The organism is Pseudomonas sp. VD-NE ins, assembly GCF_031882575.1.
Classification (GTDB): Bacteria; Pseudomonadota; Gammaproteobacteria; order Pseudomonadales; family Pseudomonadaceae; genus Aquipseudomonas; species Aquipseudomonas fluorescens_BZ.
In genome coordinates this window covers 702,025-726,563 of record NZ_CP134772.1, presented here as the reverse complement: position 1 = coordinate 726,563, position 24,539 = coordinate 702,025, and the positions used below count along the sequence as shown (strand labels likewise).

The window sequence follows — 24,539 nt, the reverse complement described above, 5'->3', positions numbered from 1 at the left end:
GGATGCATGGGAAAACGCCGCAAACGAAACCGTTTGCGGCGTTTTATCAAGTGGCCAGATCAGTCCGCGACATACGGTTTTGCCAATAGCGTCTGCATCGTCACCCGAGCGCTGCGCTCAGTTCGCGCCTGCAATCGTTGCACCCACGTCGAAATCGCATGTGATTGCTGGTCCTTGAAGGCCAGATACACTTCTCCGCGCAAGTCAGGATCAGCGCCGCACACATCACGAAAGATCAGGCTGTGTTCCGTATCAGGATCGACGATCAACAGATGCTCCCCGACGATTTCAAATAACAGCTCCTGCGGCGAATCGAAATCCCAGATCAGCTTTCCCGGTACTGACGATACTTCACCCAGCGCATGCCGACAGTCGATAATCAACGAATCCAGCTTCAACCAGGCGGCTTTCGACAACCGGCAAGTCACATGACCCTGACCCATTCGCAGAATCAGGGTCGTCACGTCATCGGGGATCAGCGGCAGTAGATCACCCAGTCTGTTACGCGCCTCAACCGTCAACACCTGAGCGTTTCGCTGCAGGTAGTCGAACGACCCTATGCTTCGCCTTTGCGGATAGGCCTTCAAGTCTCCCTCACGCCGGTCGTGCAACAACACATTCGAGCGTTGCTGTGTACCCAGCAGCACTGAATCGGTGGGCAGCATCTTGTCGGCAATCTTTATCAGTCTCGCGTTTTGTGAGTCATACCATTGCAAACTGCCGGGCGCGGACTCGACGAGCACAAATGTTTCATGATCCACATCGCTCAGCAACGTCTGCAGTCGCTCAACCAACGGCCCGTGCTGCGCATTAACCCAGTCCTGACTGACACCGGTAATCACTTCAGGCTCGAGGTAACTCAACCTCAGCGAGACACCGTCCACCGTCGTTCCTGTTAACCCGGCGCCGTCGATGGACACTTCGGCAAACCGCCAATCGGCCCAATCCTGTCCGGGCGTCGGCAACCCGTCCGTATGCAGCAACTGCGCGCGTTCATCAAACGCATCGACCAGCGATTGTGGCTCGACCAGTTCCTGGCTCCAGATTGCACCGCTGGCCAGATCAAACAACCATGCCGATCGGTTATCCGGCGTCACGCCCAGCAGGCGTACAGACTTGTCGCGGCCAAGATCACACAGCAACAAATGATCATTGATGTACCAAGCGTTGAGGTAACCGTCTCCCGTGACATTTTTTAAGCCGACAATGGCAAAACTGTCCATCGAATAGCGCTTGGCTAGCGGCTCCAGCGCCTGCCACCAATGGCTGTGATCCTTCAGCCACTGCTCACCGACCCCGCCCAACTGCAATTCCCCTGACATTTTCAGATTGAAGAACCGGCCTTGATCGTCCAGAACCAGGTAGCCATTTTCGACAGCCATCACCTGCTTCAGCCCCTCAGGTTCAACCCATCGGTGCGACCATTGCACCAGCCCCTGTTGCAGGGTCATTTGCAGACGACAGAGCGTCTGATCGAGACGGTTATAGATGAAATACAGATCGCTTTCGTCCGCCATCGGCAACAGCACCAGGTCGCTCAGGTTCTTGATCGAGTCGTGCCAGCCACGGGCATGACGGGGCAAAGGCAGCGGATGGATCAAAAGCCCGTCGCGGCTGCGCACCCACACCAGGTCGCGCTTGTCAGGATCGAATGCCCAACAGACCGAAACATACGGTGCCGGCTGCCAGTCAAGCGTCGAAAAACCATCCGCCGCCGACACGGCGCGGGGCGTCAGGTACTTGCCCAGCACCACTGTCCAGTCCTTCAGCGTCTTGTCGGCGAAAACCTCCGCCTGTAACTCGCGATTCTGCTCGTAGGTGACGGAGCTCAACAGCAGTTGGCCATCGTGAATCAGGTAACCGAACAGCTGAGTCCCCGTCGCACCCTCCACAGTCTGCACGAAGTGAATCGTGCCTTGCTCGTCCGCTTGCAGGGCACCGAGGGTGCTTTTGCCCTTCGCCAACAGTAGGCGATAGCGATTCTTGAGCAATCCGGTAACCGCATCCACCTGCCAGATATCGTAACCGTCCGATACACAGAACCAGGCGTAGCCACCGCTCACCAGTGCCAGTTGTGCGCTATCGGTTTCACCCGCACGCTCGTTGCGGATATACAGGAAGCGGTCTTCCTGCGCGTCATACCAGGCACTGACATAACGCGGCTGATGGGGCGACTCGAATGGAATCAACCAATCCCTGATTGGCGTATAAGCCAGTGTCAGACGATGCTCCTGAGCCAAGGATTTGTAATGTTCGAGCAATGATTGTTCATTGAGCCCAAACGGCGCGCGTTGCTCAAGGATGGTCAACTGGCGTCTGGCCCAGTCAATGCCGAACATCTGTCCGTCGGCAGTACCGATCATCACCTCGTGGGCCCCCTCGCCAAGCGTCACTTGCACATCGCCGACGTAAAGCTCGTTTGTGGCCTCGATTCGAATGTCGGCTTCATTGGCCCATGTGGCGTGTAACTGCCAGCGGCTCGCTTGCGCACTCTGTGTTTGCAGTTCGAGTTTGCCACCGCGACTGAGCGTCAGTGCGCAGGCATTGCCGGACCCGGTGATCCTGTACGTCAGTTTGCCCTTCCAGACATCCGGCAATGACGGCATCACCAGCGTGCGCTCAATACCATCCAGCTGAACCTCGATGAGCGTATCGCGGTAATCGGGCAATAGGCGCCGCACGATGTAATGGGAGGGAAAAGAGTAAAACGAGAACAGAAACAACCAGTCACCGTCAGGCTTCTTTTGCTCCAGACGCCTTGCCGTGTCAAAGCCGCGGTCGTGGCGTGAATTGGCGAACGGTAGCGCCTGATACTCATAGCCGTAGCAGGTCTGCGGGGTGCAAGGCAGTACGATCGCTTGCGCGACCGGCGCGGTGAATCCGATCCGGGCAGGCAGCTTCAACTCACTGCGGATATCAATCGCCCGGGAATAGTCGACATCAAAGTCCGGTACGCCGAAGTGATTGCGCAACGGGTATAGCTTCGGACTGTCGAGCAACACCGTGCCCGCCCCCAGATCAATTCGCTTGATGATCAATGCTGGGTTGGCAATGCAGGCGCCGAACTCAGAATCGAAGTGATACCCGATACCCCGGTAAGCCTCCTCCATGTCGGCGAAAAAGTTGCCGACGCTCTGCGCATCTCGAGCAATGACAGCAAAGCCTTGGGCCAGCGCCGCGACACCTACCGCCAGCCCGCCAAGGATCACCCCGGCCCCCCCCAACACCGCTGCGGCCGTCGACGCGCCAGTCAACGCAGCCCCGATGCCCCCTGCGGTCAATGCGAGGCTGGCAGAGTCGAAGGCCAGTTGCGTGCCGAACTGCGCTTGTTCAACGCCATCCTGTGCATTGCCAAGCTGATAAATATCAAAACCGACGTTAGCCAGCCCCAACACGGCGCCGACACCTTCATTGGCCGTATGCCCCAAGGCTTCACCGACGACGGATGAAGTGGTGCGCGCAATGATCTTCTCCTCGTTCAATGCGGTTCGAACCAGTCGAATCAGGCCGACCACATCCACCACGTTTCCATGCAAAAGTTGCGCATAGTTGAGGTAAGCATGCAGACGTACCGCCATGGTCAATATGCGTCCGTCCCCTTCGCGATTGCGCAACGCGTTCATCAAGGCCTGAATGGTAAACCCGGCATTGAGCGTGTGTACGCTGCCAGCCTCGGTCGGATCCGGCACACCGGCGAATTGCTGCGGTTTGCGCGCCAGCGTGGAAAACTGCTCGGACAACCAGTGTTTGATGCGCAACAGCCGGTAGTCATCGCTGACCACTTCGACCACGTGTTCGGGGTTCGCTGGATCAACCAGGCTCAGTTGGTAGTGGCCCTGCGATGTAACCTGCAGGGTTTCAAACAGTGGCACCAAAGGTGTCGCCCCAGTATGCAGTTCTTGCAACGCCGCCGTGGCGTTGGCGATCTGCTGCCCCCACCAGTGGCTGTCCAGCCCCAGCAGACTGGCCCCCAGGTGTGAGTTTTCAATCAGCGAGCGTCCATGCGCACTGTCAAGACGCTGACGAATCTTGCCAGGGGGTTGCTTCGGCAGCGAATCCGGACCGAGCAGTCTTGCTACCTCAAAACCGCTTGAAAGGTGCAAAGCCGAAATCTGATCGCCATGCAATTCCACCAGATCGAACCGAGGACCGTTTTCGCCAGCGTACGCTGCGTAATAGTCGGCCATTTTCTGACGTACGAAAAAGTGCTCGAGCGCACGTTGTAACTGGGCGGCGCTCTCGAACTCGAACAGACCGAAGTTGGGGTCATAAAAATGGTAAGTCGCCACGTTACCCACTACAGTTTTCGCCACCAGCATCGAATGGTTTTCGGAGTTGAGCATCATCGTGCGAGTACCGGTGTGACTCTCCAGAGCGGCGCAAACCTGCTTCAGATCGGCATGGCCAAACGGTGTGCCGACTTCACTCAACGCAGTACCACGAAGCTCTTCCAGCGCGAGCCCAAAAGCGATCGAATCACTTTGCTGCGGCTCAAGAGCCGCGAGATAAAAGCGCTCGCGCAATCGATGAGAGGCCAGTCCGCCTTCGGTCAAGGCGGCGCTCATCACCAACGCCAATGGGTAACAACGTCCTCCAATCGTCTCGCCGATACCGTTGAGCATCAAATCCTGAGGCACCAGTTTGACGCTGCGGGCTTCGCTATCGAATTCACTGAGTACCTGATCCAGTTTCTCGCCGACCAGGAGACGATGCTCCTTTATGGCGACCTGCTGAATCTGCGCCGCACATCGCCCCCACTGCTGCAGGGTATACGCCTTCATCAGTGCAGCCTTTTTCAGACTCAGCGCACTGGCTGGCGAGGCTTCAGAGTCGACGGCAGCGAAATCCAGACCACTCAGAAATGCCGGAGCCTTGAGTTGGTAAAGCCGTCGCTCGATCGCCGCATAACGACTCGACACCCCCAGTTTGTGAAAGCTGTTGACCAGGTTGTCGAGTTCGACGCTGTATTTCTCGAAATTAACGCTGTGCAGTGAGTCCATTCCCAACAGAACACCGAGTGACAATCGCTGCAATGGCGTGAGATGGAGAACATCCAGTTCACCATTGCCCATTGTCACCAAGACTTCGTCCAGCCCCAGTTCCTGAATCCGTGCAGCGCCAAGAAACACCGGAGGCAGTGCATTGTGGGCCTGTTGTTTGATTAACTGACGATCGTCAAAGCTCAGCGGCAGCGCGGCTTCAAAGTTGATGACACCGCTGTGCTGCTCCTGCATCGCCTTGATGAATGGCTCGCCGAGTCCATCGATCAGACCTTGCAATACACTGGAGAGCAGAACCGTCCGCCCCTCGATCAATGGCCAGCCCTGTTCGAACTCGATGGCCGAGCCCTTGAGCAGCTCGGTCATGTCACCGTTGTAGCGCGTGCGGTATTGGCCCTTTTGCCAGCGCTCTTGCTCGCCGCTGACCCACTTCACGGCATCATTCTCATTTTCTTTCCAGGAGTGATCCTGTTCCTCCTCCGTGACGCGATTAACGCTGACTCGCGGAACAATGGAGGCGTCATCGTGAAGGATTTGCCCGTCACGCTCGGTCAGGTGAATTCGCGCGAAATCTTCCATGCCGTCACGGACAGCACGGGGGCCACTGAGGTAGATGGTGCTCTCGCTTTGCGGACGAATACCATCACTGAAGTAGCGCGCAGCCCAATACGCCAGATAATCTGCAGAAACGGAACGCTCTGAAGGCAGGTCAATCAAAGGCCCCCAACGGCTCGCAATAAACTCTGCAGTCAATGTCTGCATACTCTTCGAATCGATCAACGCTATTCTTTGTTGTGCTGCCCGGCGAATAGCGTCATTGACCACCTCATAGCTGAATCGAATGCGCCCAATAATGGTTTGCAGCATTGCCGCGCGAGGATGAGCCATCAGAAACGCGTTATTGATCGCACTGCCCTGAGACACGGCCCGCACAGCGAACGGCCGTACCAGACGATCTGCCGGAAGCTCGAAGACTTGCCTCATGGCGGGCTTGCTTTGGGCAAACGCCTCCAGCGCCGAGCGCGATGCCTGAGGGATGTCGTCGACATGATTGCCATAACTGCTACGCATCGCCGCGCGTCCTGGCATCCAGTGCGGATTTTTGTCGAGCAAGAGCTGCAATACGCCCAAACGCTCGGGATCGGTAAAGGCGCTGATGTCCGTATCACCGATACTCTTGCGCAATGGCGGCAAATTATCGACGTCGGCATAGCTCCCGCCTTCGCCATACAGAGCCTCGGCACGAACGACATCAGACGCTGCCGCGAGATTGCCGCGCAGGCGAGTTTCCTGCTCGTAAGCATCTTGCAACTGTATAAGCCCGTCACTGCCATCAAGGTCACGTAACTGAAAACCATCACCGAGTTGCACTTCTATGCTCTCGCGGTTTCGTGACTTAAGCTCCTTCAGGACGTTGGCATCCTGACCATAAGCGCGAGTCAGTAAATCAATCCGGGCATCATCAGCCAACTCACCTCTGGCGACCGCTGCATTGATATGCGCGGCCATTTGTTGTTTCAAAACAATTGCCCGACTTTCAAAAAGAGAAGCCAGTTCATTTTCGGAAACGGTTTTCCCAGCCACCTGTTTTAGAGCATCTGCCTTGGCCGCTTCAACAATCAGTTTATTGGTCTGATGTGCGAGCAGTGCATCGCTGTCGTACCAGAGATTGAACGTATAGCCGTGCTCGGCAAGCACCTGCTTCCATACATTCAGATAATCTCGCTGAATGGCACCGATGCCGCCACCGACCCACACAAAGTGCATAATCCTGGGGACTTCCGTCGCAGGGGTATTGACCAGCCCAGCACTGTATTGAACGAGAGATTCGAAACTCTCGACCTTGTTATAAATATCCGAAACATTCGGGGTTGTTTCATCCGCGCGGGCCGTTGACGAGCCCACACCACGCTTGCTCCGCTTGCCTTTGCGCAGGGGTTCCAGGGTCTGGCGCAACAGTCTTAACGGCTCCAGCAACCTTGATGAGCCCGTTCTTTGCAGGCAAGCATCGTAATAACGCATGACCTCTTCGTAAACCGGGAAACCCTCATGAGGCAACAAAGCCTGCTGGAGGTCTGCGAGACTTATAACGTTTTCAAAATTTGCTTCATTAACTTCAAGCTTCTTGATGTTCTGCACAGAGTTTTGCCTCAGTAAAAAAGAGAGAGACCAAACTAACGAGCAGACACGATCCATTCAAATTCAAATAAAATCAAACATTGTCAGACAAAACAAATTGCAACCAGCCTGACAAAAACACAAACATTATAATAATCACAGCGACTGGACGCCGCTGAAAGCCACAACAAAACAGTCGCCACGGTCACACAAACAAAACAAAAAGATAATCACCGACAACTTTTGACGATCCTTGATTGAATATTTTATATATTTCAGGACAAAACTTTAATCACTGTTAACAGTTCAACTATTGCCTCATCACCGCGCATCCGTGAAAAAATCGCAATCCATTGTTCGAGCGTAAACCTGAAGACTTGAGTGTCGACGCTGACTTCCAACACCATGTGTTTTCTCGTCTCGGAGTATGGCGGATCGACATCTCTGACGATCAGCGTGTGAGCACTGTCCGGGTCAGTAAACATCAGATGCCCGTCGACCAGCGACATCAACAACCGTGCGCAGTCAGCCATTTCAAGAAGCAGCAGGTTTGAGCCCGCACCTTCAGCGTTATCTGCCAGCTGCGTATCGACCACAATGCAGTCCAGACGCTGCCAGGCCTGTTCCGTAATACGATACCCGGCGGTCCGGGATTCTAAGGCCAGAATCAGTGTGTCGACGCCATCGGGCAACAATGCTGTGACTTCGACCACTCCATCGCTCAAAGCAAGGGACAACACGTCGCCTTCACGCTGCGCATGGCAGTCCGGTATCGACACCGACTGAAGACCGGCAGAATCAGTGCTGAAAACACGGCCTTCAACCGGGTCGAACATCAGTGCTGCAATGTTGTTGCGCATGCCAAGAAACGTTGGCCACTGCCCATCGTCGCGGCCGACGACATCAAAAAGCCGATCCTGCGCGGGTATGTAATACGTGTAACGGGTGCCGGTATTTTCGACCGGCAGGAACGGCGCATGGGCATGCCTTGCCAGCAATGCCTTCAAGCGTCTCCGTAGCTGTTCAGCCGTCTCACCCTGAACGCAGGACCAGCGATTCTCCACACTGATGATCCGCGCAGCCTGCTGATCGCGCAGTTCGACATTGACTCCGTCGCGCGTCTGACCGAGCAAACCTTGCCCATGCTTCAGCACTTGAGCAAACGACCAGTGCGGCCACGGCCTCTCTGGTTTGGGTAACGACTCAGGGCGCAACCACTGCGCCCCCGCAGCAAACGCTACGCGCAATGACTCGACCGCAATGGTCGGTTGGCGATAGAGTTTTGCGGTCAAGCCATCCAACAACCATGCGGCATGTGTGTCCGGGGTCATTCCCAGTAGCGTCGATTGTCCCTCTTGACCGAGGGCTGTCAGCACCAATCGATCGTCGACGCACCAGGCCGCCAGGAAAGCATTACCGCTGCGGGCACCCAACCCGATAATCGGGAAAGGTTCGTTTTTGTAGGCCTTGGCCAGTGCAGACAAGGCATCCAGCCAATCAGGGTTAAGTTTTAGCCAATGCTGACCGAGGCCGACGAATTTCAGAATGCTCCTTCTCAAAGGCTGGCCAATCCATTGTTTGTCCTCAAGGAAGAGGTCATGGATGTCGATCTCAAAGAGGCGGCCATCGGCCTTGGTGGCAATGTAGCTGCCGGCCGTTTGCGTGACCTCGACAATATCGCGCTCGATGACAAAGTTGATGAATCGACCGACCTTGGGCTCGACGCCTCGGCTGATCGTCTGTGCTTGCTTGCTATAAAACAGCAGGGCACCGCTCTCGGGATCGGCGGGCATCAGCATGACCATGTCCGCCTCACTGCCCAACCCTGCCGAGAAATATTGGCCCGTGCGCTTGTTGACCCAGGCGCGCTGGCGCAACCCCTCGAAATAGTAAGTACGGGCATAAACGAACGGCGCGTAGGCCCAAGTGCTGATGACATCGGCCATACCCGATGTTTCGTCGTTGTACGCGCCGAAGTTTGTAAAGTGATGCAAGTCGCCCTGCCCGGCCCGCACGGTGGGTTCCTCGGTAAACGATGATTTGATGCCCGTCAGCGCCACTGCCGAATCGCTAACGCGGTACTCCAGCGTGGTTTCGGTTTCCGAAATCCGGGCATCGAGCAACAAGCGCTGCAATATTCGCAAACTGCCATCGGCGTCTAGTGCACAGCCAATGATGTGCGATCCGCTCGCGGGATTCATCAACCGGTAGCGATGCACAACCGTGCCGGTGATCGCGTCGACACGCCAGACCGTCGCGTGCTGCGGATGGTAGAACCAGGCATGGCGATTACTGGCGCCGCCCAATACCAATCCCTCATTCACCGCGCCCGGCAAATTGCGCGCGTACAACAGACGATTCCGTATCGCGTCATACCAGGCGGTAGTCATCACCTTCGGCGCAGCGGGCACCCGGAACTTGTACAGCGGCACAACGCTTGCGACCAATCGGCCTTCGTCGGCATGCTTGCGCAACATCGCCAGTACTGATGGCAGGCGGTTTTGATCATCGAGGGTGACAGACTGCAACCGCAGACAACGCTCCCACCCATCGACCCGAAACATGCCCTCGGCCAGTTCGATCAAGCCATCGAAAACCGACAGCGCCATACCGTCGACAATCAGTTGGACTTCGTCATCATGTTCCCTGAGCGAGGCGGCAAAACTGACCTGTGCAAGACTGGCCCAGGCCGCATGCACTATCCACGTCGCTGGGCCTTGGAATTTTACCGAGACGATACCGGGTACAAGCCTGATCCGGTATTGCCCTTCAGGGGCGCGGATCGCGTAGGAAATCTTTTTGTGCACCAGCGCTTCCAGTGTCGGCACCACCAACTGCCGTACCTGACTGTCCAGCACCAGCCTGATATCTGTCGGTTGATAGACCGGATGTAGCTTGTAAAGAATGTGCGGCAGCGACGGGGTGGTGGTGAGATAGAAGCGCCGGTTTCCGTGCTGGTCATACTCCAGAGCGTCCGCCATGCGATCCGTCACTTGCGGGTAGCGGGTTTGCCCGCTCATATCGCCAGCGTCTCCCGCCTCGCCGGGAATCGGTTCGTAGGTGTATCCGCCCAGCCCCTTCAACTGATACTCGTAACCGTAATGGCAGATCGGCGTGCACGGCAGCACCAGCGTCTCGAGCGCATCGGTTTCGTCGCGGTAAAGATGGACGATCTCGGGCAGCCCCAGTGCCTGGCGGATATCGAGGGACAGGTGCAGGTCTTTCGGGTCATCGTTGTACTGCGGCAATTCCAGTGATCCGCCCGTCCAGGGGTAAAACTTCTGGCTGTCGAAGCGCACTTCATTGGTTTGCAGGTTCAGACTGACGATGACCGCTTCTGCGGGAAATTGCAGGACGCCACCCTTGAGTGTGTAGGCACCTCGCCGGTAAGCATGGCAGATCGCCCGCAAATGATTGCCCACCGCCGTAGCCTTGTCCCTGATCTGCCCAAGGTTGCTGGCAATGGCCGTCACACCGATGCCGACCCCGAGCAGCGGCACCGAGAGCACGGCCCCTGCCGTGCCCACCGCCCCGCCAGCCGCCAAAGCAACAACATCCAGCCCCAATGCCGCAACGTTGAATGCCAGTGAGGTGGAGAACCGCGAGCGTTGCTCGTGGTTCTCGGCCACCGACAGGTTGTGAAGATCGAAGCCGATGTTGGCGAGCGAAAATACAAATCCGCCTGCCGTGGCGGCACGCCCCAGCAGACGCCCGGACAACGACGACTGACCAAGCGCCAATGCCCGTTCGCTGGCCGCCACCTGACGCACCAGATTGATCGTCTGCGCGGTGTCGCTCAACACGCCAAAACCCAACTGCGCATAGCTGAAATAGACCTGCACTTGCAGGGCTATCGACAAAACCGGCGCCCGCTCGCCATCAGCCTGATAGTCACGATGGCGCATTTCAGTGATCAACGTCTGGATCGCGAAGGCGAAACTCAGACGACTGCCGCCGTCGGCTTCGACGGCGGCACTTGGCTTGCCCGCCAATGCGCCAACCAAACGCTGAAGGTGTTTTTTAAGCCTGTCGAAGCGTGCATCGGCGGTGCCGACCGTCAGTGATCTGCCCGGGTTCTGCACATCCACCAGCGTCAGCGAATAACCCGTGTCTGAGTTTGCCTTGACCGTATCCAGGAGTGGCAAATAGTTGCGACCCAATGTGTGTTCAGCGCGCAATTGCCGGGTCGCGTGATCAAATTCCTGCGCCCAGTAACGCGCGTCCAACTGCGCGAGGCTAGCCCCCAGCCGCGCGTTTTCACTGAGTGAGCGCGTGCGTGCCACAGCTTGCTTCGCCCAGACCGAAGCCGCCTGAGGGTCGGCGATGGCTGCGGTTTGCAAAAAACTCTCGACGTGTAACCCGGACGACAATGTCCGCTCGGCGAGCGCAACAGTGTCCAGTTCGATGACATCGAACTGTGCAGAACCGATGTCAGCCAAGCCGTACAACCTGGCCAAAGTGTCGTCGTCGCGCAAGTAACGCTCCACGCCCACCTTCAATTGCGCGTATCCGGCAAACCCGTAAAGCGCAAAATTGGGGTCATAAAAGCGATAGAGCGTTTGCCCAGCCACTTGCACTTTAGCCACCAGCAAAGCGTGATTGCCTGTATCGAGCAGCAGGACGCCGGGGGCGGTTTTCGCTTCCAGTGTCTGCATCACGCTGTCGAGACTTTGCCGGCCGCGAGCCTGTCCGATCGCACGCTCGGGCACCCCGCCCAGTTCATCCAGCGCGCTGAGCAATGCCCGCGAATCAACGTCGTCCGGCCTCAGGCTGGCATTGGCCACCCGTCCGATCAGTGCACGCTCGGCCAACTCGCCAGCCGCCACGGCGGCGCCCATCAACAACGCCAGCGGATAGCAACGACGTCCCGGATCGCCCGGGGTGCGCAGCAACAGATCCTGCGGCAACTGTCTGACGGAGACGGCTCCGGCCTGGAAGAACGCATCGCGCACCTGTCCACTACGCTTGAAAATATGCGTGTGATATTCACGTTGCGCCGTGCGATTGATCTGTCCGATGCGCTCGCCCCAGTGTTTCAGCGTCAGCGGTTCGCTCATCGCCAACGCCTTGAGTTCGCGCGCCATGTGCGTGCCGTGGTTGTTCGCAGCGGCGAGACCGGCCTTGAAGGCCGGCGACGCGTGCCCAATCAGTGCCTTTTCGATGGCGTGGTATCGGGCGAACAATCCGCCCTCAGAGGTTTCCCGAGCAACGTCGATGATGCTCTGCCAGGCAGGGGCAAACCCGGCAGCATCGAGACTCTTCGCGCCAAACATTGCGCCGAGGATCACGCGCTGCAGGGGGCTGAGTTGTTCAACCACCATCGAGCCATGGTCTACGAGAGTGAACAACTCGTTGAGGTTGCCGGTGGCCTCGGCGCCATGGGAAAACGGAATCTCACTGACGGTTTGCGCGCGTATCAGCTCATGGTTGTCGAGACTGATGGAGATGGCTGAATTGAACGTAATCTCGCCGCTCAACTTCTCCCTCATCGCGCGCATGAACGGCTCGCCCAGATCGTCCATCAATTGCTGCAATACCGGGGTCAGCAACACCGGCTTGCCTTCAATGACCGGCCAGCCCTGTTTGAAGATCAGCGTGTGCGGTTTCAACAGATCTGCCAACTGGCCGGCGTAGCGCGATTTGAGTTTGCCGGTTCGCCACTTCTCCCGCTCTTCGAGTAACCATTGCTCGGCCTTGCCGTCGACGGTCCAGCCGGAGATCATCTCCTCCTCGGTGTGGGTGTTGTAGCCCTCGAGCAACTTCAAGTGTTGGCGAATCTGCACCTGTCGATCCGGTTGCAAGTGTTGTTCGATGTATTTGAGCAGCGCGGCCGCAGCAGCCCCTGGGCCGGTCAAGGTAATGGTGCCGCGCGCTTCAAGGCGAATGCCATCGCGGTAATAGGTAAAAATCGCGTCGATCAACCTGGAGCGGAACACATCGCTCTGTGCTTCAGGCAGCTTGCCCTGCGCCTGAGCCGCATTGACCACATTTTCGACTACATCAAACATCCGCGCCTGGTCCGCCGGGTCGATGCCGGCGACCGCCGCCCGGCGCTCCACTTCCAGCAGGCAGTCGTAATTGAGGCGGATCATCTGCATGTACGCCAGGGTCATGGCACTGCCGGGATGGGCGAGCATGTGCGCATTCATTTCGGCCCAGTCCGGCAAGCCATAGGCCGTTCCCAGACGAAGCGCATCCCGTGGCACCGCGTGATCTTGTGGTGCGACAAAGATCTCGCTTGGCGGGTGTTGCTCACGGGCAAACGCCGTCAATGCCTCGAGGTGTTCTGCGGGGATCTTGTCGGTGCGATCGAGATAGCGTTGGCGGTCGCGTCCCGGCATCAACGCTTCATTGTGGTTCAACAGCAACTGAAAAACGCCGATTCGGCCTTCTTCACCGACGCTGAGGATATCGACGCCTGCCAACGTGTCCGCCAGTGGCGGCAAGTAATCCATGTCACTGTAACGGCCACCTTCCAGGTATTCGACCTGCAACCGCACGACATCGCTCGCCGCCGCAAAATTGCCGCGCATGGCCACCTCGCGCTGATAGACATCCTGCAAAAAGTGCCCGGCAAATTCGTGGCCGACATCGCGCAGTTGCAGGTCCGTCCCGACCATTGCCTGATGCGTCTGCAGGCAGCGCTGGCGAAAGGCTTCGAGCGTCATTCGATCCTTGCCGTAAGCACGCACCATCAAATCGATACGCGCCTCGTCGGCTCGACCTTGCCACTGCGGTTGCTGGAGATGGGCAAACATCTGCTGCTTCAACACCCGCGCACGGTCTTCGATCATCTGCGACAACTGAAAAGCCTTGCTGACCTTGTCACCGCCCGACTCCAGCGCATCCACTCTGGCGCTGTCGAGGATCACCCGGTTCATTTCAAAGGCCAGCAACGCATCACTGTCGTACCAGAGGTTGAAGCGGTAACCCTGCGGCTCCAGCACCTGGCGCCAGATGTTCATGTAGTCGCGCTGATTGAACCCGACTTCACTGCCGCCCACCCAGACAAAATGCATGATTTTCGCCACGGGTCGGGCCTCGCCATGGAGCATGGCGTGCGTACCCTCCAGCCTGGCGACAGACTTGACGAGATCTGATCGGATCTGGCTGATGGCTTCGGAAACGGGCAGAGCCCTGCGTTGGAGCAACGACTCCAGCGCCTCCTGAAACAGCTTGATCAACAGCAGTCGCTGCGGGTCATCAGTGGTTTGTCTGGCAAGTTCATAGTGCGACAGCAACGCCTTGTATTCAGCGCTGCCAGCAAACGCGCTCAGCGCCCGCTGCAACTGCGAGAAGTCTTCGGCGGACATGATTTCGTACGGCTGGTTGGTTTTCATCGTGGCACTTCTTCAATAACGGCTTCGTTCGCCACGAAACTATTGAGCCCAAGCGCCACACTCAAATCCGAACAAACTCAAACGATGTCCGGTGAAACACTCAATAACACTCAGGGTTTGCGCTTGAACCATGCGGCAATGAATTGCCTGTTTTCTTACCCGCGCACAAACGCACAAGGCCGCCAATCCAGAAGATCGGCGGCCTTGTGTTCGAGCGGGATGATTCAATCCGAATCGTTAACCTGATATCACGCCTAAAGCAGTTGCTTACAACTTCGCAGGACGCTCGACACGACGTTCTCAAACCACAGGTTTTTCACCGTACCAGCGCGGTGTGTAAACCCAGACGCCGCCGTCGCCGCGCGGGAACGTGCAGGTGGTCGAAGAACCAATCAACACCATGGTGCGCATATCCACCTGCTCGGGAGTTAATGCGCCCAACGTCGTGGTGCGCAAGGTCTGCCCCGGACGGCCGATGTCGCGGCCCAACACCACCGGTGTTTGCGGCGTGCGATGCTGCGCGACGATCTCCAGCGCCCTGCCCAGTTGCCACGGACGTGCACGGGAGATCGGGTTGTAGAACGCCAGGGCCAGATCCGCTTCAGCGGCCAGATCCAGACGTTTCTCGATGATCGACCAGGGTTTCAGGTTGTCCGACAGCGACATCACGCAGAAGTCATGACCCAGCGGTGCACCGGCCTGCGCGGCGGTAGCCAGCGAGGCCGACACGCCCGGGAGGATTTCCAGATCGACGCTGTGCCACGCCGGGTCCGAGGACTCGTGCAACGCTTCAAGCACTGCGGCGGCCATGGCGAACACACCCGGATCGCCCGAGGACACAACAATCACCGAACGCCCCTCGGCTGCCAGCCTGAAAGCGTGGCGGGCGCGCTGCATCTCTTCGCGGTTGTCGGTGCAGTGCTGCACTTGATCGTCGCGAAACGGCCCGGCCATGCGTACGTAGGTTTCGTAACCGAGCACATCGGTGGCGCGCGCCAGTTCGGCCTTTACCGCTGGCACCATCAGTTCGGCAGCGCCGGGGCCGAGGCCGATCACGGCGAGACGGCCGCGTGGCCGGCCAATGCTGGAAACATCTAACGGCTGCTCGGCGACCGCGATTGCCATGCCGTGGCCGGCCACGACTGTCGCCTCGGGCGCGGCGACACGCGCCAGGGTTTCGATATCGCTTTGCGCCGCGACAAAGCGCAGCGGTACACCCAATTCAAGCGCCGCTTCACGCAAAAGTGGCGAAGCCATTTGCGTCTCGCTGGCCAGCAGGCAGGCCAGCGATTGCAGGGCGATCTTTGACTGCTGCAACGCGCTGCGAACAGCATCCGGCAGGTCTGCTATTTCAGCACTCACCGCCACCGCCACGCTGCGCGGATAGATCAGCAGCTCACTGGCACTCGCCTCACGCGCGGCACTGCCGACATGAATCGAGCGCTGTGCCTGCGGATCTTCCGGCAGTTGCGCCTGATCCAGCCACGGTGCCGCGCCTTCGATGCGCACGCTGTGACCGGCCAACAGATCGGAGACAAAACGCTTGCCCAGTTCCAGATCGCCCAGCGCGTAACCACTCGGCGGGTTGAGCAGGCACGTGCCAAAGCGTAACTCGCCGCTGGTGGTGATCGCCGCTGCGACTTGCAATCCGGCAGCGATCTCTCGCGCCATGACATTCACCCCGCCGAGGCCGCCCAACAGCGGCACCACGGCGCTGCCGTCTTCGGCCACGGCGAGCACTGCCGGTTCGGCGCCCTTTTCCAGCAACAGCGGCGCCAGCGTGCGGATGACAATGCCGGCCGCGCACAGGGCAATGATCGGTGTGTCTTGCTGATACAGCGCACGCAGGGTCGCGCCGAACTCCTGATACGTGCAATCGGCGCCTTCGACCCGCCCGGCAAGGCCGTGGATCTGCGCCGCCGGATAGACCTGCTGAATGCGCCGCGCGGTGGCCAGGCTGCCCTGACCGAGGATGACGATGGCGGGGGTGGATTGAGTCATCAGCCTTGCCACCGTTCGCCCGGCACGATGATCAGCGAGAAGTACGGCGACGACATCGGCTCGACCTGATCCATCGGCACGATCTTCTGATTGGCCATGGTTGCACGCTCGACATACAGCGCGCGTTCGGCCAGACCGAGTTCTTCCAGCACCTGACGCACTTTCGGGAAGTTGCGCCCCAGCTTCATGATCACCGCCGCGTCGGCATCGGCCAGACGCCGCTTCAACTCTTCATGGGGCAATACACCGGAGAGCACCGACAGGCTCTGATTGCGATACACCAGCGGCGCACCGAGCACCGAAGCGCCGCCGAGCATCGAGCACACGCCCGGCACCACTTGGGCTTCGTAACGGCTGGCGAGGCGATCGTGCAGGTACATGTAGGAACCGTAGAAGAACGGATCACCCTCACAGATCACCGCCACATCGCGACCGGCATCCAGATGTGCAGCCACGGTCTCGGCAGCTTCATCGTAGAAATCGCTGATGACCTGCTCATAGGAAAGCGGCGCCGGCAGCGCTTCGGTGGTCACCGGGTAGACCAACGGCAGCAGATTCTGTGCGTCTTGCAGATGCGCCTCGATAATCCCGAACGCGTTGCCCTTTTTGCCCTTGGCGACGAAGTACGCGACCACTGGCGACTCACGCAACAAACGCAGCGCCTTGACGGTAATCAGTTCCGGATCACCCGGGCCAACGCCCAGGCCAAGCAAACGTCCTTTGGCCTGCATCATTCGACCTCCGTGGCGAGGGCATTGACCGCAGCGGCGGCCATGGCACTGCCACCGAGGCGGCCTTGCATGATCACGAACGGCACGCCACGGCTGTCAGCGGCCAGGGCGGCTTTCGATTCGGCGGCGCCGACAAAGCCGACCGGGAAGCCGAGGATCAGCGCCGGTTTCGGTGCGCCGGCGTCGAGCATTTCCAGCAGATAAAACAGTGCGGTCGGCGCGTTGCCGATCACCACGACGCTGCCTTCCAGATGCGGACGCCACAGCTCCAGTGCGGCGGCGGAACGGGTGTTGCCCAGTTCACGCGCCAGTTCCGGCACGCTCTCATCACGCAAGGTGCAGATCACTTCGTTGTTGGCCGGCAGGCGCGCACGGGTCACGCCTTCGGAGACCATTCGCGCATCGCAGAGGATCGGCGCACCGGCCGCCAGCGCATCGCGCCCGGCCTTGCCGGCACCTTCGGAGAACTGCAGACCGTCGATGGCCTCGACCATGCCGCAGGCGTGGATCACCCGCACCGCGAGTTTTTCCAGATCGGCCGGGATGCGCGCCAGATTGGCCTCGCTGCGAATGATCGCGAAGGAGTTGCGATAAATCTCCTGACCGTCGCGGATGTAATCAAGCATCAATGAGGCTCCGAGAGCGGGCGGCGAGCAGGGTCGCGGCCGCTTCAATAGTAAGGTTGCGTGCGTGCAGCGCGCCGAAACCCGGCTGCGTTGCATCGCGAAAATAGAGGTCGTAATGACCGGGATTGACGGCCAGCAACGTCACCGGGGCACAGTGGGCGGCAGCGCAAGAACGCGTGCACCCGCTGAGGTGGACGTTGACGGCCGAGGGCAGCAAGGTCGCCAGATGGCGGGCGTCCTGCTTGGTGTCGGCCAGGCCTTTGCCGCAGCCACTGGCACCGGTGCAGGCGATCAGGCGCGAGAGGGGCTCGGCAGCGCGGGTCAACAGGTGCAGTTGCTCAAGACCTTCCAGCACCTGAGCCGCATCGCTGGCTTTGACGTCCGGCAGCAGCAGGCTTTGCCAAGGCGTGAAACGCAGGCTGCCATTGCCGAACTGGCGGGCCAGTTGCGCAGCCCCGCGCAGCATCGCCGGATCGAGACGGCCCAGCGCCGGCACTGCACCGATGTACACCTGACCCGCCGTATTCTGTGGATGAACACCGATGTGCAGATCGTCCGCCACGGCCATGCGCTGCCACTGGCTGATTGCCTTGATCGGCAGACACGTTCTCAGTTGTTCGAGAATGGCCAACATCGGCCATTCCTCGAGCAAATGGCGCATGCGCGTCTGCTCGGGACGCGCCAACGCCAGGAACAGCTCCAGCACTGCCACCACCAGCGCATGGCCATGTTCCAGCGCCACCGCGCCGATCGCGCGATCCGTCGGGCATCCGGCCAGACCGAACGCGAGCAAGGTTTCACCGTCACGCTCGAACGCCGACAACCACAGATCATGCGGATGTTCGAGCATCGCCAGCGCTTCACCGCCATCCAGTTGCACGGCGAACTTGGCGCTCAGTTCGTGGAACCGTGGATGGCTTTGCAAGGTGTCGAGGATCTGTCCGGCCAGTGCGCGGGTATCGACGCGCATCTGCCGGTCGATACCCGCGGCCGGGCTGAGCATCAGGTTACGCACATCGTCACCGGCCGCCGTGCGCGGACCAAGACCGGCAGCGAGCAAGCGCTCGATCAGTGCAGCAGATTGCAGGCCGATCCCACGGATTTGCAGATTGGCGCGATTGGTTGCCTCGATGGCTCCGCCGGCGAACTGTTCGGCGGCCTCGGCCACCGCGTCGGCCTGATCGGCACTGATCGAGCCGCCATTGAGCTTGATCCGACAGATGCCGCCGTCCAGTGCCTGGACGATACGCAGCAACCCCGGGCAGGCCGAGGGGCGTAAAGCGGTGGACATCGGGCGTTCGTTCAAGGGGCTGACCGGCTGCGTGGGAAAGGCGCTTCGCGGGCGAAGGCGCGGTATTATGCCTGCTTTGTCCGCTGGCATGAAAAGACTGCCCGTCGGAACGGCCTGTTTAGAGGAATATAGATGTCACCCTGGCTGACGGTAGTGGGAATCGGTGAAGACGGCTTCAAGGGCCTGGGCAAAAACGCCCGGCGTGCCCTGCTGGGCGCCTCGCGGATCATCGGTGGCCAGCGCCAACTGGATCTGCTGCCAGTGTGCATTCGCGGCGAACGGCAATTGTGGCCCACCCCGTTTTCCCTCGCACCGGTGCTTGAGCAGCGCGGCGAAGCGGTCTGCGTGCTGGCCAGCGGTGACCCGATGTTCTACGGCGTCGGGGCGAGCCTCGCCCGCCAGGTGCCAAGCGACGAAATGCTGATTCTGCCCGCACCGTCGTCGTGCTCGCTGGCTGCGGCCCGCCTCGGCTGGCCGTTGCAGGACGTGGTGACGCTGTCGCTGGTGGCCCGACCGCTGGCGGCGCTCAATGCCCACCTGTTCAGTGGCGTGCGGCTGTTGTTGTTGAGCAACGACGGTCAGAGCCCCGCGGCGGTCGCGCAGTTGCTTTGTGAACGCGGCTTCGGTTCGAGCCGGATGTGCGTTCTCGAGCATCTTGGCGGCGACGCCGAACGACGCATCGACAGCAGCGCCAACGCCTGGAGTGACACGCCGATAGCCGACCTCAATGTCATCGCCGTCGAATGTCTGGCCGATGCCAATACCCCGCGCCTGTCACGCCTTGCTGGATTGCCAGACTCAGCGTTCCAGCATGACGGCCAACTGACCAAACGCGATGTGCGCGCCATTACCCTCGCCCGCCTCGCCCCGACACCCGGCGAACTGCTCTGGGATGTCGGCGCCGGCAGTGGCTCGATCGGCATCGAATGGATGCGCGCGCACCCGAGCTGCCGCACCCTGGCCATCGAAGCCGATAACGGCCGTCAGCAATTGATCGAGCACAACCGCGATGCGCTGGGGGTGCCAGGCCTGCAATTGATTCGCGGCAAAGCACCGCTGGCACTGGCCGGGCTGGAGCGCCCGGACGCGATTTTCATCGGCGGCGGCGTCACCCGAGAGGGCGTCTTCGAAACCTGCTGGGAACACCTCAAACCCGGTGGCCGTCTGGTCGCCAACGCTGTGACGTTGCAAAGCGAAGTGGCCCTAATGAACTGGCGCGAACGTTATGGCGGCGAACTCACGCGCATCCATGTCGCCCAGGCGCAGCCGCTCGGCGAGTTCGACACTTGGCGGCAAGCGCTGCCAATCACTCTGCTCGATCTGGTCAAACCCCTCGATGCGTGACGAAACCGCCGAACAACCCACGCCCCTGCGCAGCGGCCTGACTACCGGCAGCTGCGCCACCGCCACCAGCCTCGCCGCCGCGCGCCTGTTGCTCGGCGGGCTGTCGGCGGATGCGGTGCAGATCGTGTTGCCCAAAGGCAAGCAAGTGCAGATGCGTCTGGAGTTCTGTCGTTTGACCGATGACGGCGCCGAGGCCGGGACGATCAAGGATGCCGGTGACGATCCCGACGTGACCCACGGCGCGCTGCTCTATTCGCGGGTACGGCTGCTGAGTGAGCCGGGGATTCGTTTCAATGCCGGCGCAGGCGTTGGCACCGTAACGCGGCCGGGCCTGGTGCTCGGCGTTGGTGAGCCGGCAATCAACCCGGTGCCGCGCAAAATGATCAGCGACCACCTGACATTGCTCGCCGCCGAAACTGGCTACGGCGGTGGTTTCGACGTCACCGTCAACGTCGAAGGCGGCGAAGCGCTGGCGCTGAAAACCATGAATCCGCGACTGGGCATCCTCGGTGGATTATCAATTCTCGGCACCAGCGGCATCGTCCGGCCGTTCTCTTGCGCGGCTTACATTGCTTCGATCCACCAAGGCATTGACGTGGCGAAAACCAACGGTTATCTGCACATCGCCGCCTGCACCGGCAACGCCAGCGAAGACACCATGCGCCGGGTCTACGATCTGCCGGAAATTGCCCTGATCGAAATGGGTGATTTCGTCGGTGCGGTGCTCAAGCATCTGCGCAAAGTGCCTGTGGATAAACTCAGCCTGTGCGGCGGCTTCGGCAAGATCAGCAAACTGGCGGCTGGGCACATGGACTTGCACTCGCGGCATTCAAGTATCGACTTGCCGCAACTGGCGAAGTGGGCAGCGGCGATTGGCGCCGATGAGGCGTTGCAGCAAGGCATTCGCGAGGCCAATACCAGTCAGCAAGCCTTGGCGATGGCCAGTGCGACGGGGATCGCCCTCGGTGATGAGGTCTGCCGACATGCGTTGAATTTCGCCCGCAGCGTAGTGCCGGCACAGGTACAGGTCGAGGTGTTTGCTATTGATCGTCAGGGCGGCATTGTCGGGCATGCCGGAGGTTTTGCATGAAGCGGATTCTGCTGTTGGGCGGCGTGACGGAAGCGTTGGCAATTGCCCGCACGCTCGCGCCGCCACATATCTACAGCCTCGCCGGTGTTGGCCGGGTGCCAACGGATCTGATCTGTCAGGTGCGTGTCGGTGGTTACGGTGGCGCTGAAGGTCTGGCGCAATTCATTCGCGACGAAGGCATCGATCTGTTGCTCGACGCCACACATCCCTATGCCGCACAGATCAGCCGGAACGCCGCGACCGGCGCGCGACTGACCGACATCCCCTGCTGGGCCCTGCGCCGCCCGGCATGGCAGCCGCAGCCCGGTGATGACTGGCGCGAAGTCAGCGACTGGGCCGAGCTGATCACTGCGCTCAAGCCTTTCCGCCGCCCGCTATTCACCCTTGGCCGCGAACCGCTGCAACACCTCGATGAAATTCCAGCGGAGCAGTTCTGGACCCTGCGCGCCCTCGACGTCTACCCCGGCAACGAACGCTGCGAAGTGATCGGCGCGCGTGGGCCGTTTCTGCTGGAGGATGAGCGCGCACTGTTCGAGCGGCGGCAGATCGATGTATTGATCAGCAAGAACAGCGGCAGCACCGCCACCGAGCCGAAGCTGGAAGTGGCGCGTGAACGTGGGGTGCCGGTGATTGTGTTGAAGCGACCGGAGTTGCCGGGGGTTGATCGGGAGTTTCTGTCGCTTCAAGAAACACTTGCTGCGTTGGCGGAGTTCATCTCATAGGGCAAGATCCACAGCTTGCATGATAAGTAACCTATTTGTTACCTTCAGGGCTGGCCGTGATCACACTCGAAGAATATCTACAAGAAGACGAATCAAGCCCATTTGGTCGGTGGATCTCCACTTTGAGCGTGCAGGCGGCACTGAAGGTCTCAAATGCCATGGTCAGGTTGGAATTGGGCAATACTTCCAATATCAAATGGTTCGATGGCTTGGGTGAATACAAAATCAATTGGGGGCCAGGTTACCGGATCTACCTGATACAAGAAGGAAAACGTCTGATCATTTTGTTTGGTGGCGGCGACAAATCGACTCAAAAGAAAGACATCAAACAGGCGAAAGCCTTGATAGCCGAATTCCGAATTCGGAAAAAAGCTGAACAGAACCGGAGGTAATTGATGGTTCTCACTCGAAGCTACAAACATTCAATCGCAGAACGCGCCCAACGAGACCCGGAGTTTGCTCAAGCATTACTGGATGAGGCCGCAACTCTGTTCCTGAATGGCGAGCCAGAAATGGCCAGAATAATTCTGCGCGACCTCGTCAATGCGACTGTCGGCTTCGAAGAGCTCGCGAGGGAGACCGAAAAGCCGAGTAAAAGCTTGCATCGAATGCTTTCAGCCAAAGGCAATCCGAGCATGGATAACCTGGCCAAAATATTTTCGGTAATCCGCGCTACGCTTGGTGTAGATATGCAAGTTCATGCCGTACCCGTGAATTAAGTGCGTAATTGAAGAGTTCGCTGCGACACCAAACCGCACGACGCTTTTTTACTTATCGGCCCTGATCAGGCTAAATAGCCGCGCCTGATCGCCCACCCAATGGATCTGTCCCATGAACCGACACCGGCTGGCAATTGCCTGGATCGCCTGCTTTGCAGTGCTGTTCAACATGCTCGCCATGCCGATGACGGGAGCGATGGCGCAGGCGGCCGGTTCACCGGTCGAACAGTTGCTCTGGAGCAGTTTCTGCACCGGCAGCGGGACCAAGATGGTGGCGATCAACATCGGCGCCACCGATCAAAAGGCCCCGACCAACGACACTCATTCGAACATGCAGCATTGCTGGTGTTGCTCGGGCTCGGCGCCATTGGTGGCGCTGCCAGGGCATTCGCCGCAGCTGTATTTCGCCCGTTACGAAAGCAATCGCAGCGTGGCGCCCGCCTCTCTGCAAACACCGACGCCGCGCCAGCAATGGCCAAGTCTCAATCCCCGCGCTTCCCCTCTGGTTTGATTTGTTCGCGCAATTGACCTGCGTTTCAAATCGTTCTGGAGAACTGCCATGTTGAACAAACTCATCATCGTCGCTGCACTGCTGCTGCCGGCGTGCTTTGCCCATGCTCACGAATACAAGGCCGGCGAGCTGGAAATCGCCCATCCGTGGTCGCAAGAATTGCCGCCGAATGCGCCGACGGTCGCCGCCTATTTCATCATTCACAACGCCGGCAAAACTGACGATCGGTTGCTCAGCGTCGACTCGCCGATTGCTCCTGAAGCGCAACTGCACGAGCACGTGATGCAGGGCGATCTGATGAAGATGCAGCAAGTGCCGAACGTGAAAATCCCGGCCGGCGGCAACGTGACGTTTGCGCCGATGGCCTATCACGTGATGCTGCTTAACCCGACCGATCGCAGCCTGCTCAGTGACGGCAAGCGCTTCCCGCTGACCATGCATTTCGAGAAGGCCGGTGACGTCACCGTCGAAGTCTCGGTGCAGAAGAAGCCGCCGGAAACCACGCAGGCCCACGCGCACGCCCAGTAAGCCTTCCGGCAAACTCCGCCCATGCGCCCGCTGAGCGCCAGGCCCTCCCGGCAACGCCGTCAGACTCAAACTCTGACTCGCGGCAGCTGGATCGCCCTGTTCGCCATGTTGATGATCTTCATCGGCCCACTGATTTCTCAGTCGATGCCGATGGATCAACACGCCTCGACATCGATGCCGATGAGCATGGACATGTCGATGGACATGCCGGGCATGGATCACAGCGGCCACGACGCCAAGCCCTCAGCCGAACACTGCCCGCCACAATCCACGCACCATGTGTTATGGGAAAAATGCGGCTATTGCAGCCTGCTGTTCAATTGCCCGGCACTGACCGGCGGTGGTGACTTCGTCGCCTTCAATATCCCGCCGCTGAACACCTTCACCCCGCCCTCGCCACGCCTGGGTCATGCCCGGCAAACCTTCTTCCCCGGCGCCCGCAGCCGCGCCCCGCCCATCGCAACGTAGACACGCACCTTTGATTGCACACGGTTGAGAAGACAGCTTCAGGCTGCCGG

At 59.4% G+C, this 24,539-nt stretch carries 14 protein-coding genes; 8 read left to right on the top strand and 6 right to left on the bottom strand.

Features of this window, described 5'->3' with window-relative positions:
• Positions 1-59: 59 nt before the first annotated feature.
• From RMV17_RS02990 to cobG, 6 genes are all read right to left on the bottom strand, one after another.
• Positions 60-7,139: a TcdA/TcdB pore-forming domain-containing protein gene (locus RMV17_RS02990; RefSeq protein ID WP_311885487.1), complete on the bottom strand. Its 7,080-nt coding sequence runs from the start codon at positions 7,137-7,139 to the stop codon at positions 60-62.
• Between the two features lie 254 nt (positions 7,140-7,393).
• Positions 7,394-14,458: a TcdA/TcdB pore-forming domain-containing protein gene (locus RMV17_RS02985; RefSeq protein WP_311885484.1), complete on the bottom strand. Its 7,065-nt coding sequence runs from the start codon at positions 14,456-14,458 to the stop codon at positions 7,394-7,396.
• Between the two features lie 300 nt (positions 14,459-14,758).
• Positions 14,759-16,459 (bottom strand): precorrin-3B C(17)-methyltransferase, encoded by a 1,701-nt coding sequence (cobJ, locus tag RMV17_RS02980; RefSeq protein ID WP_311885482.1) that lies wholly within the window; start codon positions 16,457-16,459, stop codon positions 14,759-14,761.
• A complete protein-coding gene (locus tag RMV17_RS02975) occupies positions 16,459-17,193 on the bottom strand; it encodes a precorrin-2 C(20)-methyltransferase (RefSeq protein WP_409373112.1) in 735 nt (244 codons plus the stop codon). Before RMV17_RS02975 ends, cobJ begins: the two co-directional genes overlap by 1 nt.
• Positions 17,190-17,816: a precorrin-8X methylmutase gene (locus RMV17_RS02970; RefSeq protein ID WP_034151575.1), complete on the bottom strand. Its 627-nt coding sequence runs from the start codon at positions 17,814-17,816 to the stop codon at positions 17,190-17,192. Before RMV17_RS02970 ends, RMV17_RS02975 begins: the two co-directional genes overlap by 4 nt.
• Complete coding sequence (gene cobG, locus RMV17_RS02965) at positions 17,809-19,107, bottom strand: precorrin-3B synthase (RefSeq protein ID WP_311885480.1); 1,299 nt, start codon at positions 19,105-19,107, stop codon at positions 17,809-17,811. The genes RMV17_RS02970 and cobG overlap by 8 nt, the downstream gene beginning before the upstream one ends.
• Before the next feature lie 132 nt (positions 19,108-19,239).
• Here cobG and cbiE point away from each other — a divergent pair, with 132 nt between their 5' ends.
• The 8 genes from cbiE to RMV17_RS02925 all read left to right on the top strand — a co-directional run bounded on the left by cbiE (position 19,240) and on the right by RMV17_RS02925 (position 24,489).
• Entirely contained in the window at positions 19,240-20,451 is a 1,212-nt protein-coding gene (gene cbiE / locus RMV17_RS02960) for a precorrin-6y C5,15-methyltransferase (decarboxylating) subunit CbiE (RefSeq protein WP_311885478.1), read from the top strand.
• Positions 20,444-21,541, top strand: coding sequence for a cobalt-precorrin-5B (C(1))-methyltransferase (locus RMV17_RS02955; RefSeq protein WP_311885476.1), 1,098 nt, complete (start codon positions 20,444-20,446; stop codon positions 21,539-21,541). Before cbiE ends, RMV17_RS02955 begins: the two co-directional genes overlap by 8 nt.
• Positions 21,538-22,263, top strand: a complete 726-nt coding sequence (locus tag RMV17_RS02950) for a cobalt-precorrin-6A reductase (protein ID WP_311885474.1) — start codon at positions 21,538-21,540, stop codon at positions 22,261-22,263. Before RMV17_RS02955 ends, RMV17_RS02950 begins: the two co-directional genes overlap by 4 nt.
• Positions 22,264-22,319: 56 nt before the next feature.
• Complete coding sequence (locus RMV17_RS02945; RefSeq protein WP_008078140.1) at positions 22,320-22,655, top strand: type II toxin-antitoxin system RelE/ParE family toxin; 336 nt, start codon at positions 22,320-22,322, stop codon at positions 22,653-22,655.
• A 3-nt stretch (positions 22,656-22,658) separates the two neighbouring features.
• Entirely contained in the window at positions 22,659-22,982 is a 324-nt protein-coding gene (locus RMV17_RS02940) for a DNA-binding protein (protein WP_025111781.1), read from the top strand.
• Between the two features lie 112 nt (positions 22,983-23,094).
• A complete protein-coding gene (locus RMV17_RS02935; protein WP_311885471.1) occupies positions 23,095-23,493 on the top strand; it encodes a DUF2946 domain-containing protein in 399 nt (132 codons plus the stop codon).
• A gap of 48 nt (positions 23,494-23,541) precedes the next feature.
• Positions 23,542-24,021: a copper chaperone PCu(A)C gene (locus RMV17_RS02930; protein WP_311885468.1), complete on the top strand. Its 480-nt coding sequence runs from the start codon at positions 23,542-23,544 to the stop codon at positions 24,019-24,021.
• Between the two features lie 21 nt (positions 24,022-24,042).
• Entirely contained in the window at positions 24,043-24,489 is a 447-nt protein-coding gene (locus RMV17_RS02925; RefSeq protein WP_311885466.1) for a DUF2946 domain-containing protein, read from the top strand.
• Positions 24,490-24,539 lie beyond the last annotated feature (50 nt).

Excerpts from the sequence above, each read along its gene's own strand:
- RMV17_RS02985 (WP_311885484.1), bottom strand. The coding sequence starts at position 14,458 with ATGAAAACCAACCAGCCGTACGAAATCATGTCCGCCGAAGACTTCTCG.
- cobJ (WP_311885482.1), bottom strand. The coding sequence starts at position 16,459 with ATGACTCAATCCACCCCCGCCATCGTCATCCTCGGTCAGGGCAGCCTG.
- RMV17_RS02975 (WP_409373112.1), bottom strand. The coding sequence starts at position 17,193 with ATGATGCAGGCCAAAGGACGTTTGCTTGGCCTGGGCGTTGGCCCGGGT.
- RMV17_RS02970 (WP_034151575.1), bottom strand. The coding sequence starts at position 17,816 with ATGCTTGATTACATCCGCGACGGTCAGGAGATTTATCGCAACTCCTTC.
- cobG (WP_311885480.1), bottom strand. The coding sequence starts at position 19,107 with ATGTCCACCGCTTTACGCCCCTCGGCCTGCCCGGGGTTGCTGCGTATC.
- cbiE (WP_311885478.1), top strand. The coding sequence starts at position 19,240 with ATGTCACCCTGGCTGACGGTAGTGGGAATCGGTGAAGACGGCTTCAAG.
- RMV17_RS02955 (WP_311885476.1), top strand. The coding sequence starts at position 20,444 with ATGCGTGACGAAACCGCCGAACAACCCACGCCCCTGCGCAGCGGCCTG.
- RMV17_RS02950 (WP_311885474.1), top strand. The coding sequence starts at position 21,538 with ATGAAGCGGATTCTGCTGTTGGGCGGCGTGACGGAAGCGTTGGCAATT.
- RMV17_RS02940 (WP_025111781.1), top strand. The coding sequence starts at position 22,659 with ATGGTTCTCACTCGAAGCTACAAACATTCAATCGCAGAACGCGCCCAA.
- RMV17_RS02935 (WP_311885471.1), top strand. The coding sequence starts at position 23,095 with ATGAACCGACACCGGCTGGCAATTGCCTGGATCGCCTGCTTTGCAGTG.
- RMV17_RS02930 (WP_311885468.1), top strand. The coding sequence starts at position 23,542 with ATGTTGAACAAACTCATCATCGTCGCTGCACTGCTGCTGCCGGCGTGC.
- RMV17_RS02925 (WP_311885466.1), top strand. The coding sequence starts at position 24,043 with ATGCGCCCGCTGAGCGCCAGGCCCTCCCGGCAACGCCGTCAGACTCAA.